At 65.9% G+C, this 18336-nt stretch carries 17 protein-coding genes; 8 read left to right on the forward strand and 9 right to left on the reverse strand.

The features are described from left to right. Positions 1 to 111 precede the first annotated feature (111 nt). The gene (locus tag ACZ0AJ_RS01780; protein ID WP_499453593.1) at positions 112 to 636 is read left to right on the forward strand and encodes a sterol desaturase family protein; all 525 of its coding nucleotides are present in this window, start codon (positions 112 to 114) and stop codon (positions 634 to 636) included. Here the strand turns inward: ACZ0AJ_RS01780 and crtB are convergent. The 8 genes from crtB to ACZ0AJ_RS01820 all read right to left on the reverse strand — a co-directional run bounded on the left by crtB (position 542) and on the right by ACZ0AJ_RS01820 (position 9727). Further along, positions 542 to 1537, reverse strand: coding sequence for a 15-cis-phytoene synthase CrtB (gene crtB / locus ACZ0AJ_RS01785; protein WP_499453595.1), 996 nt, complete (start codon positions 1535 to 1537; stop codon positions 542 to 544). The two genes, ACZ0AJ_RS01780 and crtB, sit on opposite strands and share 95 nt — an antisense overlap. Further along, positions 1534 to 3060 carry a phytoene desaturase gene (locus tag ACZ0AJ_RS01790; RefSeq protein ID WP_499453597.1) on the reverse strand — a complete coding sequence of 509 codons (1527 nt, stop codon included), beginning with the start codon at positions 3058 to 3060 and terminating at the stop codon, positions 1534 to 1536. The genes crtB and ACZ0AJ_RS01790 overlap by 4 nt, the downstream gene beginning before the upstream one ends. Continuing rightward, on the reverse strand, positions 3057 to 4268 hold the full coding sequence (gene crtY / locus ACZ0AJ_RS01795; protein ID WP_499453599.1) for a lycopene beta-cyclase CrtY: 1212 nt from the start codon (positions 4266 to 4268) through the stop codon (positions 3057 to 3059). Before crtY ends, ACZ0AJ_RS01790 begins: the two co-directional genes overlap by 4 nt. Next, positions 4261 to 5562 carry a glycosyltransferase gene (locus ACZ0AJ_RS01800; protein WP_499453601.1) on the reverse strand — a complete coding sequence of 434 codons (1302 nt, stop codon included), beginning with the start codon at positions 5560 to 5562 and terminating at the stop codon, positions 4261 to 4263. The genes crtY and ACZ0AJ_RS01800 overlap by 8 nt, the downstream gene beginning before the upstream one ends. Before the next feature lie 37 nt (positions 5563 to 5599). Continuing rightward, positions 5600 to 6601 carry a polyprenyl synthetase family protein gene (locus ACZ0AJ_RS01805; RefSeq protein ID WP_499453603.1) on the reverse strand — a complete coding sequence of 334 codons (1002 nt, stop codon included), beginning with the start codon at positions 6599 to 6601 and terminating at the stop codon, positions 5600 to 5602. Between the two features lie 160 nt (positions 6602 to 6761). After that, positions 6762 to 7670: a LysR family transcriptional regulator gene (locus ACZ0AJ_RS01810; protein ID WP_499453605.1), complete on the reverse strand. Its 909-nt coding sequence runs from the start codon at positions 7668 to 7670 to the stop codon at positions 6762 to 6764. Positions 7671 to 7689: 19 nt separating this feature from the next. Further along, on the reverse strand, positions 7690 to 8607 hold the full coding sequence (locus tag ACZ0AJ_RS01815; protein ID WP_499453607.1) for a pseudouridine-5'-phosphate glycosidase: 918 nt from the start codon (positions 8605 to 8607) through the stop codon (positions 7690 to 7692). 13 nt (positions 8608 to 8620) lie between these two features. Continuing rightward, positions 8621 to 9727 carry a carbohydrate kinase gene (locus ACZ0AJ_RS01820; RefSeq protein ID WP_499453609.1) on the reverse strand — a complete coding sequence of 369 codons (1107 nt, stop codon included), beginning with the start codon at positions 9725 to 9727 and terminating at the stop codon, positions 8621 to 8623. Between the two features lie 247 nt (positions 9728 to 9974). Here ACZ0AJ_RS01820 and xapA point away from each other — a divergent pair, with 247 nt between their 5' ends. The 7 genes from xapA (at position 9975) to ACZ0AJ_RS01855 (ending at position 17730) form a co-directional block, all read left to right on the forward strand. Beyond that, positions 9975 to 10817, forward strand: a complete 843-nt coding sequence (gene xapA, locus ACZ0AJ_RS01825; protein ID WP_499453611.1) for a xanthosine phosphorylase — start codon at positions 9975 to 9977, stop codon at positions 10815 to 10817. A 26-nt stretch (positions 10818 to 10843) separates the two neighbouring features. Next, complete coding sequence (locus ACZ0AJ_RS01830; protein ID WP_332530160.1) at positions 10844 to 12037, forward strand: phosphopentomutase; 1194 nt, start codon at positions 10844 to 10846, stop codon at positions 12035 to 12037. After that, a complete protein-coding gene (gene deoC, locus ACZ0AJ_RS01835; protein ID WP_499453613.1) occupies positions 12034 to 12990 on the forward strand; it encodes a deoxyribose-phosphate aldolase in 957 nt (318 codons plus the stop codon). The genes ACZ0AJ_RS01830 and deoC overlap by 4 nt, the downstream gene beginning before the upstream one ends. Positions 12991 to 13003: 13 nt before the next feature. Next, entirely contained in the window at positions 13004 to 15394 is a 2391-nt protein-coding gene (locus tag ACZ0AJ_RS01840; protein WP_499453615.1) for an aldehyde dehydrogenase family protein, read from the forward strand. Between the two features lie 150 nt (positions 15395 to 15544). Further along, positions 15545 to 16867, forward strand: coding sequence for a thymidine phosphorylase (deoA, locus tag ACZ0AJ_RS01845; RefSeq protein WP_499453617.1), 1323 nt, complete (start codon positions 15545 to 15547; stop codon positions 16865 to 16867). A gap of 10 nt (positions 16868 to 16877) precedes the next feature. Next, on the forward strand, positions 16878 to 17282 hold the full coding sequence (locus ACZ0AJ_RS01850) for a cytidine deaminase (RefSeq protein WP_332530163.1): 405 nt from the start codon (positions 16878 to 16880) through the stop codon (positions 17280 to 17282). A gap of 124 nt (positions 17283 to 17406) precedes the next feature. Next, positions 17407 to 17730 (forward strand): hypothetical protein, encoded by a 324-nt coding sequence (locus tag ACZ0AJ_RS01855; protein ID WP_499453619.1) that lies wholly within the window; start codon positions 17407 to 17409, stop codon positions 17728 to 17730. 53 nt (positions 17731 to 17783) lie between these two features. Here ACZ0AJ_RS01855 and ACZ0AJ_RS01860 read toward each other — a convergent pair whose 3' ends face one another. Beyond that, a complete protein-coding gene (locus ACZ0AJ_RS01860) occupies positions 17784 to 18320 on the reverse strand; it encodes a DUF2058 domain-containing protein (protein WP_183557442.1) in 537 nt (178 codons plus the stop codon). Positions 18321 to 18336: the final 16 nt, after the last annotated feature.

Here is an 18336-nt window from a genome sequence, read left to right on the forward strand (position 1 = left end):
TCGTGTTTGACCGCCTGCCGCCGTTGCTGCGCTACCGTGCGCAGCGGTCGCATGTTAGGCTGTCGGCATCCGCTTCCATGCCCGCCATCCCATCAAGGCGCTTACTTCATTATGCTGCTCAACGCGCTCATCGTTCTCGCCACCATCGCCTTCATGGAATTGTTTTCCATCGTCGCGCACAAGTACATCATGCACGGCTTCGGCTGGGGCTGGCATCGCTCGCACCACGAGCCGCGCACCGGCTGGTTTGAAAAGAACGACCTGTACGCCGTCGTGTTTGCCGGCATCGCCATCGCCCTGATCTGGTTCGGCACGCGCGGTTACGGGCGCATCGAATGGATCGGCGCCGGCATGACCGGCTATGGCCTGCTGTACTTTATCGCCCACGATGGCCTGGTGCACCAGCGCTGGCCGTTCCGCTACGTACCGCGCAGCGGCTATTTCAAGCGTCTGTACCAGGCCCACCGCATGCACCATGCGGTCGAGGGCAAGGAGGGCGCCGTGTCGTTCGGCTTTCTGTACGCGCCGCCCGTCACCAAACTCAAACAGCAGTTGCAGGCCCAGCAGAACCAGCTGCGGGGTCCGCGCGGCCAGGGCGCTGCCACAGACCACGCCGCACCGGCAGCTCGCGACTAGATTGTAAACGCGAGGCCAGCGCCTGCAGGCCGCCCAGCGCGAGCAGGCGCAGCTTGGTCGCCTTCGACGTGCCGACCCGCTTGTCCCAGGCGCGCGGTCCACGCCGTTTCACTTCCACCCCGATCTGCCGATACACATTGCGCGCCGTGGCAATCGCCCACGCCGAGCGTAGCGGCAACGCCGCCAGACCGATCGACGCCGATGCGTAGTACGGCTCCGCATGGTCCACCAGGCGCGCGGCGACCGTGGCCAATGCGGCGCGGTGGCGCGGCAGTGCTACCAGATCCGGCTGGATGCCGGCCTCGATCAGCCACGCATCGGGCACGTAGCAGCGACCGATGGCCGCGTCGTCGATGATGTCGCGCGCGATATTCGTCAGCTGGAACGCGAGCCCCAGATCGCAGGCCCGGTCGAGCACCGCCTCGTCACGCGCGCCCATGATCGACGCCATCATCAGGCCGACGACGCCGGCCACGTGGTAGCAGTAGCGCAGTGTGTCATCGATCGTGCGGTAGCGCGCCTCGTTGACGTCCATCGCAAAGCCGGCCAGGTGATCGTACGCATAGCGCGGCGCGATTGCGTGGCCCAGCGCCACTTCCTGGAACGCGGCAAAGGCCGGATCGCGCATCGGCTCGCCCTCGTAGGCGCGACGGGTGTTGTCGTACAGCCGGTCGAGTTCGAACGGCGCATTGTGCATGGCCTGCGCCACCGGGGCGCTGGCAAAGCCCAGCTCCTGGCCGTCAACGACGTCGTCGCAGTGGCGGCACCACGCATACAGCATCAGCACGGCGCGCCGCGTGGCCGGCGGGAACAGCTTGGCGGCCGCTGCAAAGCTCTTCGACCCGACCTCGATGGTCTGGGTCGCGTGCGCCATCAGGTTCTGGCCGGCCTCTGTCGTCATCGCAGCCCTCCGGCATGCGCTCCCGCGTTGACACCTTCGAGCATCAGGCCGGCCGTGGCCTTGGCCGACCCGATCACGCCCGGCACGCCCGCGCCAGGGTGGGTGCCGGCGCCGACCAGGTACAGGTTCGGCAGTTCGGCGTCGCGGTTGTGCGGACGGAACCAGGCGCTTTGCGTCAGTATCGGCTCGAGCGAGAAGGCCGAGCCCACGTGCGCATTGAGCTCATCGCGGAAGTCGTTCGGCGTGAAGATGCGGCTCGTGACCAACTGGCTGCGCAGCCCCGGCATATAGCGTTGTTCGAGGTAGTCGAAGATGCGGTCGCGGTAGCGCGGCCCTTCGACGTCCCAGTCGATCGGCGCATTGCCCAGGTGCGGCACTGGCGCCAGCACGTAGTGGCTGCCGCAGCCCGGTGGCGCCAGCGACGGGTCGGTCACGCACGGTGCGTGCAGGTACAGCGAAAAGTCGTCGGCCAGCTTGTCGCTCTTGAAGATCTCGGTGATCAGGTCTTTGTAGCGCGCGCCGAAGCAGACCGTGTGGTGCTGCAGCTGCTCGTGGTGCTTGTTCAGGCCGAAGTAGATCACGAACAGCGAATTGCTCCAGCGCTTCTTGCGCAGCGTTTCGCCCTGGCTGCTGCCGCGACCGTGGTTGCTCAGCAGGTTGGCATAGGTGTGCACGACGTCGGCATTCGACGCAACGGCGTCGGCCGGGAACCAGCGGCCGTCTTCCAGCCGTACGCCGCTGGCCAGGTTGCCGACGGTTTCGATGCGCGCCACGGGGGCGTTCAGTTCGAGCTTGCCGCCCATGTCCTGGAACAGGCGCACGAGGCCATTGACGAGCGCACCGGTGCCGCCGCGCGGGAACCAGACGCCCCAGCGCCGTTCCAGCGCGTGGATCAGCGTGTAGATCGAGCTGGTGGCAAATGGATTGCCGCCCACCAGCAGCGAATGGAACGAGAAGGCCTGGCGCAGGTGCTCGTTCTTCACGAAGCGCGAGACCATGCTGTAGACGCTTTTCCATGCTTCGAGGCGCGCCAGTTTCGGGCCGGCGTTGATCATGTCGCGGAACGACAGGAACGGCACCGCGCCCAGCTTCAGATAGCCCTCGTCGAACACGGCTTTCGAATAGGCGAGGAAGCGCTGGTAGCCGGCCACGTCAGCGGGATTCAGGGCATGAATCTGGCGGTCGAGCGCTTCCTGGTCGTTCGCGTAGTCGAAGAAGGTGCCGTCTTCCCAGCACAGGCGGTAGAACGGGGTGACCGGCAGCATCTCGACGTAGTCGCCGATCTTCTTGCCGCACAGCGTGAACAGTTCTTCGATCGCGGTCGGATCCGTGATGACGGTGGGGCCGGCGTCGAACGTGAAGCCCTGGTCTTCGTAGACGTAGGCGCGGCCGCCCGGTTTGTCGCGTTTTTCGAGCAGGGTGGTCTGCGTGCCGCCGGCCTGCAGCCGGATGGCCAGGGCCAGGCCACCGAAGCCGGCGCCGATCACGACGGCGCGCTTGGGTTCGATTTTCATCTGGTTCATTCGGGATTCCTGATCTGATGGGGTTGTGTCTTGCGAACGGCCGTAAAAGCTTCGAGCACCGGGACCGGCGGTTTGCCGGTCAACAGGCGCAGCTTGTCGGCGAATGTCAGGCGGCCGGCGTAAAAGCGCGCGATCATCGGTGCGCCCAGGCGGTAAAAGCGCTGCATCACCTGCCAGCGGTGGTCAGGGCTGCCGGCCATGAACAGCATGCGGTTGAGCATGCGGAAAAAGCCCTGGCGCTGCCATTCCTCGCGTGCCTCGGTGCGGATCGCGGCAAACAGTGATTGTGCCGCAAACGGCGCCGCCAGGTCGGGCAGGGCGGCGATACGTTCGGCCAGGCGCACGGCCACTGGCAGCGAATACCCGGTCGTCTGGTGAAACAGGCCGGCGCGCAGGCCGACGGTGGGCTGGCCATCGAGGGCATCCCAGAAGCGGTCGAAGTCGCCGGCCAGCACGATCGGCAACGAGCCCTGTTCTTCGCGCAGCACGTCGCGGATCTGCCAGCCGCGCCCGGCGGCGTAGGCGGCGATGTTGGCGCGCAGCCGTTCTGGTTCCCAGACGGCGCTGTCGACGTAATGGGTGTCTTCGATCAGCACGCGGTCGGGGCCGAACGGCAGCAGGTAGACGAAGCGGTAGCCGCCTTGCTGGGCCACGCTCGCGTCCATGATGAGCGGCTGCGTCAAGCCGTGCGGCGCATGCAGGCGCACTTCCTGGCCCAGAAAGGTCTGGTAGCCCAGCGCCAGATGCGGGCTGGCGCTGGGGCCGCGCCCGTCGATGACGGCGTGCGCATGCAGCAGCGTGCCATCGGCCAGGCGCACGCTCGTCGGCGTGACGGTGTCGATCCGCACGCCGGTGCGCAGCAGCGGGCCAAGGGCGGCTTCGATCGTGCGCGCAAAATCGGGCGAGGCAATACTGGCGTAGCCGCCATTCAGCGCGCGCGCGTGCTCGGGAAAGAGGACGTCGTAGCCGGGCCAGCGGTGCGAGACGAGCGGCGCGATCCAGCGCAGCTGGGCCGCAGTCAGGTCGCTGTCGTGGAATGACCAGGTATGGTTGCCGCCCAGGTGTCGGCCCTGCTCGAGCAGCAGGATGCGCAGTTCCGGGCGCTCGGTCTGCAGGCGCCAGGCGATCAGGCTGTTGGCCAGGCCGCCGCCGACCAGGATCAGGTCGTGGTCGATGCTGTCGCGACTACTGTTGCTGCGCTCATCCATGGCTGGCCACCGCCGTCGGCAGGTGCAGAGCGGTCTCGATGATGTCGGCCGCGCGCGGCGCGCCACCGGCAACGCGGATCGCGTCGGACAATGGCGCCATGCGTGCGGCGAAATCCGGCTCGGCCAGCAGCCGGCGCAGCTTGCGCACCAGGTCGGCCACGCTGCTCATGCGCGGCGAAGCGCGCAGGCCAACACCGCTGTACTCGACGCGCGCGGCGCCGCCCGGGTGGTCGAAGGCAATCGGCAGCGCCAGGATCGGCGTGCGCGCCGCCACCGCTTCCATGATGGTGTTGGCACCCGCATGCGAGACGATCGCGTCGGCGCGCGCCAAGACGGCCAGTTGCGGCACGTAGGCGTGCACGCGCGTGGCGCCGATGGCTTCGAGCGAGCGCACCTGTGCGTCATTCAGGCCGCCGCAATGGGCAATCAACAGGTCGGCATCGAGCTCCCTGCAGGCTTTGGCGATGCGCTTGAAGAGCGGGTAGCGGTCGCTGACCAGCGTGCCGAGCGACGCGTAGATGAACGGGCGCGTGCTGGATGCCGGCGGCAGGAACGGTGCCAGTTCTTCCGGGCTTAAAGCAGGCGCCACATTGGCTGCGTGCAGCGGCCCGACATGGTGGAAGTGCGCCGGCAGTTCACGGCGCGGGAAATCGAAGCCCGGCACGATCTGCGCGATCTGCGCCAGCGGCGACAGGCATTCGTGCAGCATGCTGCGTGGTGGCAGGCCAAGGCGTTCGGCCTGTGCCGCGATCGCGCGGTGGTGCGGGCCCATCATCCAGTCATACACGCGCGTGCTGCCTTCGACGATCTTGAAGGCGCGCTCGCTGTCCTCGTACACGAACGGCATCACCGGCAACGGGATGCCCGGCTCGCGGTTGACGGGCAGGGCGCACGCGATCGAGATGAACGGCATGCCGATGCTTTCGGCGACCATGCCGCCGGCGGCTTCCATCTGGTCGGCCAGCACGCAGTCGACCTGCAATTGCTCCAGCGCGGCCGGCAGTTCGCGGCACAGCATCTCGGTGCTGGCGGCCATGTCGAGGATCACGCGGCGCAGGCCCAGCGGGCTGCCGGGATTGGCCACACGTGCGAGCATCGCAGGCAGCGAGCCGGCCGGATGGGTGGCTGCGCCGATCGCGTGAAAGCCGACGCGCGCATCCTTGACGTAGGCGGCCGCGTCCGGGCGATGGATGAAGGTGACGCGGTGGCCACGCGTGACGAGTTCGCGCGCCAGCACCATCAGCGTGTTGAAGTGGCTATACAGGGCCGGAGCCACGACCGCGAAGTGCGTCATGCGAGGGTTGGTCAGATCAGGGATGCAGTTCAGGGATTCAGTTCAGGCGCAACTCGGCCAGCTGGTGACTCGGGCGCAGTTCGCGCGGCTTGGCAGGTTCGGCGACAAAGCGCGCGCCCTTGGCTTCCTTGGCGAACAGCGCGCCCATGAAGTGCCGCGTGCGGCCCTTGCCGCCGATGGCGGCGCCCAGGCAGCGATCGGCCTCGATCAGGCAGGCCGACAGGCGGCGCTGCGCTTCGTCGAAGCCGAGCGTATTGATCAGGGTGGCCTTGCCGATGTCCTTGCCGGTGTCCTTGCCCGTGATCGCGCTGTCGTTGCCGGCGCCGTCCAGGAAGTCATCCTTGATCTGGAACGCCTGGCCGGCCGCCAGCGCAAAGGCGCGCAGCTGCTGCGACACGCTTTCGTCGGCGTGGCACATGATCGCGGCCATATCGACGGCAACGCCCAGCAGCAGGCCGGTCTTGAGTTCGTTGGTGGTGGCAATCGCCTCGGGCGAGCGGGCGCCGCCGTGCAGGTCTTCGAACTGGCCGCGCACGAGGCCCTGGTCGCCCACCGTCTGCGCCAGCGTCGCGACGAGACGCGCGCGGGTGGCCGGCTGGATATCCTGGGATTGCGACAGCACGCCAAAGGCGCGGCTCAGCAGGGCCACCGAGGCCAGGATGGCGACGTCCTGCCCAAACTGGATGTGGATCGCCGGTTTGCCGCGGCGCAGGCTGGCGTCGTCCATGCATGGCAGGTCGTCGAGAATCAGCGACGCCGCGTGCACCAGTTCGACCGAGCAGGCCACATCGATCAGGGCAGGGGAGGCGCAGCCGAGGTCGCGCGCCACCAGCATGACCAGCAGCGGACGCATGCGCTTGCCGGCTGACAGGGCCGACGTGCGCATGGCCTTGGCCAGGCTGTCGGACTGGCCGTTTGCGCTCAATAATTGTTCAATGCGGTCGTCGATCGCCGAGCGCAGCGTGTCGATGTCATCGAACACGGCGTCGTCGAATTTTTTCAGGCGGAGCCCGTCGTAGCGCGGCGTTGCTGTAGTCATACGAGCTCCTCTGGAAAATTGATGGTCTTGATAACTATCATACCGGACCCAAAGTTAAAAAATAATTAATTGGCCTCAATCGTGCGTAGTTTTCTGCCTAGAAATTATACCCATGTGTGCAGAAAGGCAATGCTTTACGGGACAAAAACGGTTCGATTGTTCACGTGGCTGGTGGATCCGGGAACAGGATTTTCAAAAACGCCCGCACGACCGGCGCATCGTCCTGCGCCGGATAACTGATATACAGGTTGGCCGACGGCGCATGTTCGTTGATTGGCAGGAAGCGCACCCCCGGCCAGCCGATGCGGCTCGTCGTTTCCGGCATCAGGGCCACGCCCAGGCCAGCGCCCACCATCGCCAGCAGCGTCTGCGGCTCGGCCGCTTCCTGGAAAATGGTCGGCTCAAAGCCCGCGTTCACGCAGCATTGCATCAGGTAGCGCGGCTCGGCCGACTGGTCCAGGTGCAGCGTCAGCATCGGCTCGCCGGCGATGTCGAGTAGCGAGATTGCGTCACTGCTAGAGAGTGGATGGCGCGCATTGACGGCCACGCAGAACTGCTCCTTGAAGCACAGCTCCTGGCGCAGGTTGGCCGCTTTCAGCACGTCCGGCTCGATGCGCGGCTCGCGCCAGAAGCCCACGTCGATCTGCTTGTTGCGCAGCGCTTCCCACTGGTCGTTCGGTCCCAGCTCGTGGATCGTCCACGTCACGCGCGGGAAATCGGTCTGGAAGCGTTCGAGCAGGCCCGGGATCGGCCCCCACATCGCCGAGCCGACGATGCCCACGCGCAGCCGGCCCACCTGGCCGCGGTCGATCTGGCGGATGGTGTCAATTGTCATGCGCATCCGGCCCAGCAGGTCGGCCGCCTCGACCATCAGCGCGCGCCCTGCCACGGTCAGCTCGAAGCTGCGCGTGGTGCGGGTAAACAGGCGCACCCCCAGTTCGCTTTCGAGCTTCATGATCTGCTGCGACAGCGGCGGCTGCGAAATATGCAGGCGCTCGGCGGCGCGGCTGAAGCTTTTCTCTTCAGCCACCGCCAGGAAATACTTCAGTTGTTTCAGGTCGATCGACATGGGCTGATGCGCTGACGACTCAGGCTGCGCGGTGGTTCAGCGCCACGGCCAGGCGCGCGCCGATCAGCGCGTTGTGCTTGACCAGCGCGATATTGGTGGCCAGGCTGCGGCCCTCCGTCAGCTCCTTGATGCGGCCCAGCAGGAACGGCGTGACCTTCTTGCCGGTGACGTTCTGGCTGGCCGCTTCGCCCAGCGCCTGCGTGATGATGGCGTCGATCTCGGCGGGCGCCATCGCGGCGTCGGCCGGCACCGGATTGCTCACCACGACGCCGCCGGCCAGGCCGAGCTGCCACTTGGTGCGGATGAACGCCGCCTGGTCTTCAGGCGAGTCGATCTGGAAGTCGGCCTGGAAGCCGCTCTCGCGCGTGAAGAAGGCAGGAAAGCCCGGCTGGCCGACGCTCAGCACCGGCACGCCGTGCGTTTCCAGGTACTCGAGCGTCAGGCCAATGTCGAGGATCGATTTGACGCCGGCGCAGACGACCGCCACGCTGGTCTGCGCCAGTTCCTGCAGGTCGGCCGAGATGTCGAAGCTCGTTTCGGCGCCGCGGTGCACGCCGCCGATGCCGCCGGTGACGAACACTTCGATGCCCGCCAGCTGCGCGCAGATCATCGTCGCGGCAACGGTGGTCGCACCCAGGCGTGCCTGCGCCAGCACATAGGCCAGGTCGCGCCGGCTTACTTTCATGGCGTCCGGCGAGGAGCCCAGCAACTCGAGCTGCTCGTCCGACAGGCCGATGCAGATCTTGCCGGCAATGACGGCGATCGTGGCCGGTACGGCGCCGGCGTCGCGGATGATCTGCTCGACCTCGCGCGCGGTGCGCACGTTCTGCGGGTACGGCATGCCGTGCGAGATGATGGTCGACTCGAGGGCGACGATCGGTTTGCCGGCGGTGCGGGCGGCGGCCACTTCGGGCGAGAGCAGGAGGAAGTTGTGCATGGGAGGTCTCTGGTTAATCAGTCATAGGGAGTTGGCTGTCGGCCGGTTGATCGAGCAAGCCGGGCGCAAGTTGGGGGCAGACGGTCTGCGCGCAGCCGATGGTCATGGCGGACAGGGCCAGGCCGCGGCGGCAGGCCAGGTCGAGCGAGGTGGCGCCGCTGTACAGGCTCCAGCAGACGGCAGCGGCAAACGCATCGCCGGCGCCGGTGACGTCGACGACGTCGACGGCCGGCGCGGCCAGGCTGCGCAGGCCGTCGGGTGTCGTGAACATGACGCCCTGAGCGCCGCGCGTGACGATCACGTCCTGTGCGCCGTCGGCCTGCAGATCAATGCAGGCGCGCGCGATCGCGGCCTCGCTGTCCATCGCGTGGCCGGCGCGTTCTGCCAGTTCGCCCAGGTTCAGGATCAACAGGCGCAGGCCGCGCAGGTCGCGTGGCAGGCGGTTGATCTTCGGTTCGGATACGGCGACGACGACCATCGGCACGCCGCCCGCCAGCGCGTCGCCCAGCAACCCGGCCACCGCATCCTGTGGCAGGTTCAGGTCGGCCACGATCAGTGCGGCGCCGGCGCGCTGCGGCGCGCGGCTGGCGAAGAACGCGGGCGTGAGCGCCTCGTTGATCGCCATGTCGGCCAGCGCGACACGCATCTCGCCATCTTCATCGAGCACCGCCGTGTAGGTGCCGCTGGCCGCGCCGTCGACCAGCAGCACGCTGCGCGTGTCGATGCCCGCTTCGTCGGCATGCGCGAGCAGCGCGCGGCCCGAGGCGTCCGGACCGACTGCGGTGATGAGGCTCGTTGGGGCGCCGAGGCGCGCGAGGTTCTCGGCAATATTGCGCGCCACGCCGCCGAACGATTCGGTCTGGCGCGCCGGATTGGATGTGCCCAGGGCCAGCGGGCCGAGCGAGCGCAGCTTGCGGTCGAGATTGGACGCGCCGATACAGACGACGGGGCGGTGATCCGGCAGCACATAGGCGCGGCCGAGGATGCGCCGTTCGCGCACGAGGGTGGCGATGTAATTGGCCACGGCTGAGCGCGACAGGCCGAGGCGCGCCGCCAGGTCTTGCTGGGAGATGAACGGGTTGGCGCGGATCAGCTCATACAACTGGTCTTTTTTGGGCATCGCTCGGCAAATGACTTAAACTTATGTCCGGCAATGCTAGACATTTGTCATGGCGCCGTCAACGTCGGCGTGGTCCTGCTAATTTATCGCGAAAACATATAAATCGGGAAGAAAAAGTGTATTTGCCATACATATCGGCATTCATGCATAGTTATAATATTCAGCTGACCAGATGCCGCCGCGCCTGCGAAGGCCGCGCCAGCCTCCATCCCATCTCCCCACATCACCAGACCTCACAAGGAATAACATGTCCAGCAATCTCCCGTTCGACGCCGCCGACATCATCCGCGCCCGCAAGCCGGGCTTCGCACCGCGCGTCGCGCTGATCCTCGGCTCCGGACTGGGTGTGCTGGCCGAACAGATGACGGACGCCGTCTCGATCAGCTACGCCGACCTGCCGGGCTTCCCGATCAGCACCGTGCACGGCCACGCCGGTGAACTGGTGCTGGGCGAACTGGCCGGCGTGCCGGTCGCCTGCATGAAGGGCCGCGGCCACTTCTACGAAGGCTATGGCCCGGGCGTGATGACCAACGCCGTACGTACCCTGAAGCAGATCGGCTGCGAACTGCTGTTCGTGACCAACGCTGCCGGCTCGCTGAACATCGAAGCCGATGCCGGCTCGCTGGTCGCGATCACCGACCACATCAACTTCTTGCCGGGCAGCCCGATGTCGGGCCCGAACGACGAGCGCTTCGGTCCGCGCTTCTTCAGCATGTCCAATGCGTATGACGCCGAGACGCGCGAGCAGGTCAAGGCCGTCGCGAAAGAGAAGGGCATTGTGCTGAACGAAGGCGTGTACCTGGCCGCCGCCGGCCCGCACTTCGAGACCGTCGCCGAAATCCGCGCCTTCAAGACGCTGGGCGCCGATGTCGTCGGCATGTCGCTGATCCCCGAAGTCATCGCGGCGCGCCACTGCGGCCTGAAAGTGACGGCGGTGTCGGCCATCACGAATCTGGCCGAAGGCCTGTCGCCGTTCGCGCTGTCGCACGAGCAGACCCTGAAGTACGCGGCGATCGCGGCCAAGGACATGGTCACGCTGATCCATGCCTTTATTGAACGTCTCGGTTCGACGCCACGCAGCGCCGCCTGATCAACCTACTGAAAGCGAGCGATCCAATGTCCCGTGCATTCATCCTCCTGCTGGACTCCTTCGGCCTGGGCGCGTTGCCCGACGCCGACAAATATGGCGACCTTGACGCCAACACCTTCGGCCACATCGCCGAATGGGCCGCGAAGGAAGGCAAGCCGATGGCGCTGCCGAACCTCGAGCGCCTCGGCCTGGGCGCGGCCGGCCACAAGGCAAGCGGCGAATGGGCGCCGGGCTTCAGCCAGCGCGACGGTTTCACCGGCGCCTGGGGCATCGCGCGCGAACAGTCGACCGGCAAGGACACGCAGAGCGGCCACTGGGAAATCGCTGGCGTGCCGGTGCTGTTCGACTGGGGCTACTTCCCGAAGACCGTGCCGTCGTTCCCGAAGGAGCTCACCGACAAGCTGCAGGAACTGACCGGCGTGCCGGGCTGGCTGGCCAACTGCCACGCCTCGGGCACCACCGTCATCAACGACTTCGGCGATGAGCACGTCGCCAGCGGCAAGCCGATCCTGTACACGTCGGCCGACTCGGTGCTGCAGATCGCTGCGCACGAAGAGCACTTTGGCCTCGAGCGCTTGTACGCCGTCTGCGAAGCGGCCTATGAACTGGTCAAGCCGTACAACATCGGCCGCGTGATCGCGCGTCCGTTCACGGGCGCCAACGGCGACTACAAGCGCACGTCGAACCGCCACGACTACGCGGTGCCGCCGGTCGCGCCGACGCTGCTGGATCACGTCAAGGACGCGGGCGGCGACGTCTTCGCGCTTGGCAAGATCAGCGACATCTATGCAGGGCAGGGCGTCACGCGCCTGATCAAGGGCCCGGACAATATGGCGCTCTTCGACCGTCTGCTCGAAGTGGCCGACGAAGCGGGCGACAAGTCGCTCACGTTCGTCAACTTCGTCGACTTCGACATGCACTTCGGCCACCGCCGCGACGTCGCCGGCTACGCCAACGCGCTGCACGAACTGGACGCGCGCCTGCCGGAATTCATGGCCAAGCTGAAGGACGGCGACCTGGTCGTACTCACGGCCGACCACGGGTGCGACCCGACCGCGCCGGGTTCGGACCATACCCGCGAACACATCCCGATGATCTTCTTCGGCCCGAACGTCGCGCCGCAAGAGCTGCCAGTGGCAGATACCTTCTCGGACATCGGCGCCACGCTGGCCAAGCACCTCGGCGTCAAACCACTTTCGAACGGAATCGCACAGCTATGAGCCAGCCGCTGGACTTCAAACGCAACGTCGCCATGGACCTGGACCTTGGCCTGATCAACAGTCTCAAGGTCAACCGCAATGCGGCCGACCGCCGCGCCGCGAGCCTCGCGAACCGCCGCACGGTGAAGAAGGAATACCAGGCCGCATGGCTGGTGCGCGCGATCGAGTGCATGGACCTGACCACGCTGTCGGGCGACGACACGCCGGGCCGCGTCGAGCGCCTGTGCATGAAGGCGATGCGCCCGCTGCGCGCCGATTTGATGGCCGCGCTGGGTCTCGAGACCCTGAGCACCGGCGCCGTCTGCGTGTACCACGAGATGATCACGCCAGCCGTCAAGGTGTTGCAGGGCCGCTTGCCGATCGCCGCCGTGTCCACGGCATTCCCGGCTGGCCTGTCGAGCATGGAAACCAAGCTGCGCGAGATCGAACTGTCGGTCGCTGCCGGTGCCACCGAAATCGACATCGTCATCACGCGCCAGCACGTCTTGCTGGGCAACTGGCAGGCGCTGTACGACGAGATGGTGGCGTACCGCCAGGCTTGCGGCGACGCGCACGTCAAGGCCATCCTGGCCACCGGCGACCTGGTCACGCTGGAGAATGTGGCGAAGGCCTCGTGGGTCTGCATGATGGCCGGTGCAGACTTCATCAAGACCTCGACCGGCAAGGAAGGCGTGAACGCCACCATCCCGGTCTCGCTGGTGATGGTGCGCGCGATTCGCGACTACCACGAACTGACCGGTTTTCAGGTCGGCTACAAGCCGGCCGGCGGGGTCTCGACGGCGAAGTCGGCGCTGCAATACCTGACCGTGATGAAGGAAGAACTGGGCAACGACTGGCTGCAGCCGCACCTGTTCCGCATCGGTGCATCGAGCCTGCTGACCGACATCGAACGCCAGCTCGAGCACTACGTGACCGGGAACTACTCGGCCGCCCATCGTCACGCGCAACCTTAAATCCGGATACGTCATGCCAACAATTAAAGAGATTCTTCAGACCATGGACTACGGCCCCGCTCTCGAGACCACCAAGGAAGCGCAAGCATGGCTGGACGGTCACGAGCGCCGCTTTGGCCTCTTCATCGACAACGCCTGGAGCGATGCGGGCGAGACCTTCGCCACGACCAATCCGGCCGATGGCGTCGAACTGGCGCAGGTCACGCAGGCGACGAACGACGATGTCGAACGCGCCGTGGCAGCCGCGCGCCGCGCGCAGCCGGGCTGGGTCGCGCTGGGTGGCCATGGCCGCGCCAAGATCATGTACGCACTTTCGCGCCTGCTGCAAAAGCATGCGCGCCTGTTCGCGGTGCTCGAAACGCTCGACAACGGCAAGACGATCCGCGAAACGCGCGACGCCGACCTGCCGCTCGTGGCCCGCCATTTTTACCATCACGCCGGCTGGGCGCAACTGCAGGCCGAAGAGTTCGCGGACTACCGCGCCGTCGGTGTCGTCGGCCAGATCGTGCCGTGGAACTTCCCGCTCCTGATGCTGGCGTGGAAGATCGCGCCGGCGCTGGCTGCCGGTAATACGGTGGTGTTCAAGCCGGCCGAGTACACGCCGCTGACCGCCTTGCTGTTTGCCGAAATCTGCCAGCGCGCTGGTGTGCCGGCTGGCGTCGTCAACATCGTCACGGGCGATGGCCGCGTGGGCGAGGCGATCGTGAATCATCCGGGCATCGACAAGATCGCGTTCACCGGCTCGACCGAAGTCGGTCGCCTGATCCGCAAGTCGACCGCCGGCAGCGGCAAGAAGCTGTCGCTCGAGCTGGGTGGCAAGTCGCCGTTCATCGTGTTCGACGATGCCGACCTGGACGCGGCTGTCGAAGGCCTGGTCGACTCGATCTGGTTCAACCAGGGCCAGGTCTGCTGCGCCGGTTCGCGCCTGCTGGTGCAGGAGTCGGTGTACGAGCGCTTCATCAAGAAGGTCAAGGCGCGCATGGAAACCCTGCGCGTCGGTTCGCCACTGGACAAGTCGAACGACATCGGCGCACTGGTCGATCCGGTGCAGCAGCAGCGCATCCACGGCCTGGTGGAATCGGCCCGCGCCGAAGGTTGCGAAGTCTGGCAACCGGCCGGTGAGCTGTCGACGTCTGGTTCGTGGTACCTGCCAACCCTGATCACGGGCGCGTCGACATCGGCTGCCGTGGCGCAGGCCGAAATCTTTGGCCCGGTGCTGGTGGCGATGAGCTTCCGCACCCCGGCCGAAGCCGTGCAACTGGCGAACAACACCGTCTACGGCCTGGCTGCCTGCGTCTGGAGCGAGTCGATCAGCCTGGCGCTGGACGTCGTCCCGCAGATCAAGGCCGGCGTGGTCTGGATCAACACGGCGAACCAGTTCGATGCAGGCTGCGGTTTTGGCGGCTACAAGGAATCGGGCTATGGCCGCGAAGGCGGCAAGGAAGGCATGTACGAGTACCTGACGCCGCTGTCGGAAGATGCACGGCCTGCGGCGCCGGTGTTTGCCGCCAAGGGCGCCGCGAAGGGTGCTGTGAATGCGGCGGATGCCGACAGCCCGTTTGCGATCGACCGCACCGCCAAGCTGTACATCGGTGGCAAGCAGGCGCGCCCTGACGGCGCTTACAGCCGCGCGATCAATGGCGCCAACGGCGCGTTCCTGGCCGATATCGGCGAAGGCAGCCGCAAGGACATCCGCAACGCAGTCGAAGCAGCGCACAAGGCGGCCGGCTGGGCCAAGGCCACCGCGCACAACCGCGCGCAGGTGCTGTACTACATCGCCGAAAATCTGGCGATCCGCGCCGACGAATTCGCGGCGCGCATCGCGCAGCAGACCGGCTCGAACGACGCCGCGCGCGAAGTGGCCGCCTCGGTCGAGCGCCTGTTCTACTGGGCCGCCTGGGCCGACAAGTACGACGGCCAGGTGCACCAGCCGCCGATGCAGGGCATCACCGTGGCGCTCAACGAGCCAGTGGGCGTGATCGGCATCGTGTGCCCGAACGAGAACCCGCTGCTGGGCTTCATCTCGCTGGTCGCCCCGGCGCTGGCGCTGGGCAACCGCGTGGTGGCGGTGCCGTCGGAACAGCATCCGCTGTCGGCGATCGATCTGTACCAGGTGCTCGATACGTCGGACCTGCCGGGTGGGGCGCTCAATATCGTCACCGGATCAAGCGACGAACTGGCGCGCACGCTGGCCTCGCATGGCGAGATCGATGCCGTGTGGCGCCACGACGGTTCTGCCGAGGGGTGTGCCGAAGTCGAGCGCCTGTCGAGCGAGACGCTCAAGCGCACCTGGACCGGCGGCGCGAAAGGGCGCGACTGGTTCGATCCGAAGCAGGCCGGCGGCCGTGTCGTGCTGCAGCATGCGAGCCAGGTGAAGAACGTCTGGATCCCGTACGGCGTTTAAAGAAGCCAAGTACGGAAAATACACGCCACATTAAAACAACGTCATTCCCGCGCAGGCGGGAATCCAGGTAAGTTCGCGATGACGCACACTTGGATTCCCGCCTGCGCGGGAATGACGGTTTTCAGGTCAACAATTCATAGAGACGTCCCCATGTTCCTCCCCCAAGAAATCATCCGCAAAAAACGCGATGGCGGCATCCTGTCGGCCGAAGAGATCCAGTTTTTTGTCCGAGGCATCCCTGACGGCAGCGTCACCGAAGGCCAGATCGCCGCGCTCGCGATGGCGGTCTACTTCAACGACATGACGATGGATGAACGCGTCGCCTTCACGCTGGCGATGCGCGACTCGGGCCAGGTCATGGAGTGGAAGTCGCTGGACCTCCCGGGCCCGGTCGTTGACAAGCACTCGACCGGCGGCGTCGGCGACGTCGTCTCGCTGATGCTCGGCCCGATGATCGCGGCCTGCGGCGGCTTCGTGCCGATGATCTCGGGCCGGGGCCTGGGCCACACCGGCGGCACGCTCGACAAGTTCGACGCGATCCCCGGCTACAGCACCGTGCCTGATCCCGATACCTTCCGCCGCGTCGTCAAGGATGTCGGCGTGGCCATCATCGGCCAGACCGCCCAGCTGGCGCCGGCCGACAAGCGCTTCTACAGCATCCGCGACACCACGGCGACCGTCGAATCGGTGGCGATGATTACCGGCTCGATTCTGTCGAAGAAGCTGTCGGCGGGTCTGGATGCGCTGGTGATGGACGTGAAAGTGGGCAGCGGCGCCTTCATGCCGACGGCCGAAAAATCGCTGGAACTGGCTGAATCGATCGTCAGCGTCGGCAATGGCGCCGGCACCCGCACGTCGGCCATCCTGACCGGCATGAACGAGTCGTTGTGCCACGCGGCCGGTAATGCGGTCGAAGTGCGCGTCGCCATTGACTACCTGACCGGCAAGGCGCGCCCGGCACGCCTGCACGTAGTGACGATGGCGCTGTGCGCCGAGATGCTGGTGATTTCGGGCCTGGCAGGCACGGACGCCGAAGCGCGTGCCAAACTCCAGACCGCGCTCGACTCGGGCGAGGCAGCCGAGCGCTTCGCGCGCATGGTCGCGGCGCTGGGCGGCCCGGCCGACCTGATGGACAAGCCGGATGCGCACCTGGAAACGGCACCTGTCATCGTGCCTGCGCCAGCCCTGCAGGCCGGCTACGCCGTCTCGGTCGACACCCGTGGCCTGGGCCTGGCGGTTGTCGCGCTGGGTGGCGGCCGTGTGCGGCCACAGGACAGCATCGACTTCGCCGTGGGCCTGACGGGCCTGGTTGAACTGCGCGATCAGATCGCCGTGGGCCAGCCACTGGCGATGGTGCATGCACGTTCGCCCGAGGCCGCCGAGCGCGCTGTGCGCCAGGTGCAGGCGGCTTACCAGATCGGCGACACCCAGCCGGCCGCCGAGCCAATGATTCACCGCATCGTCCGTCCTTGAAAGAAACGCCATGACCTACACAAAACTGATCGATGAAGCGCGCGCTGCGCGCGAGCTGGCGTATGCGCCGTATTCCAACTTCCAGGTGGGCGCAGCGCTGGCGTGCAAGGATGGCCGCATCTTCCGTGGCTGTAATGTGGAAAATGCCGCCTACGGCCTGTGCAATTGTGCCGAGCGCACGGCGTTCTTCAGCGCCATTGCCAACGGCTACAAGCCGGGTGACTTCGCAGCGCTGGCCGTCATCGGCCAGACCGAAGGCCCGATCGCGCCGTGCGGCGCCTGCCGGCAAGTGATCCTGGAATTGGGTGGCAATGAACTGCCGGTGATCCTGACCAACCTGACCGGTGCCATCTTCGAAACCACGGCAGCGGCGCAGTTGCCGAATGCATTTGGTGGACAGGACCTGCAGTCCTGAAAGAAAGTGTTCATGGCGCGCAGAAACGTCTGCGCGCCATGATCGCAGCTTCGGTCAATCAACCCTTGCAATCGCCAAGTTGATCACAAAGTGATGATATATACACATCGACTTGGAGCTTGTTATGAAAAAATTGATCGTTTTACTTAGTGGCGTCGTCATCGCTGCAAGTGCCGCAGCTCAGACCACTCCAACCACGCCGCAGCCAGCGAAAGCAGGGGCTACCCAGCAAAAAGCACCGGTGATGGGCACTGCGGACAAGCGCGCCAACCCTGCAGCGGAGCCGGAAGACAGCGCGAACTCGGTGTCGACCGATTTCCAGGGCACCAGCAAGCAGGAAACCACGGCGGCAGGCATGGGTCAGCCGAAGAAGCAGACCGAGCGTACCTCGAGCGCAACCCGTACCGGGACCGCCACCCAGGACGTTGAAGACAAGACCAAGAAGTAATGTAGTGCCGGAACGGCGTCGCAACGCCGTTCCAACCGCGTTACAGCCCACCATTACCACATCAGATCGTCCGGAATCTTGAAGTCCGCGTACGGATCGTCCTCTTCCACTTCCTGTACTTTCTTCTTGATCTGCACGACGATCGACGCATCGCGCTGGGCGATTTTCTCGCCGATGATGCGCGGCACCAGCTCGAAGCTGCCATTCATGTGCACGATCACCAGGCGGCCCGCCACCAGGTGCTCGACGATCTGCGACGTCACGTGGATACGCTCGATCTTGGTGCCGAACGTGAAGTTGTACGGCACATCACCCTTGCCCTTGGGCTGCTTGTTCTTCTGCACCATTTGCGCGATCTGCGCCAGGATGGCTTTTTGCGCAGCGGCGGCATCGCGTTGGGTGTTCAGCTCGCGCGCACGCTCGGCGTTCTTGCGCTGCAGCTCGAGCGCCGCTTCGCGCGCCTCGTTGACCGACTCCACGCCCGTGCGCAGCTCGTGCTTGTGCTGTTTGCTTTTTGCCTGCGTGACCTGTTTGACCTTCTTCTTGTCGACCAGGCCGGCCTTGAGTAACTGCTCTTGCAGCGAAACCATAATGTGCTTTCCCTAA

Source organism: Telluria sp. AC161 (assembly GCF_979258535.1).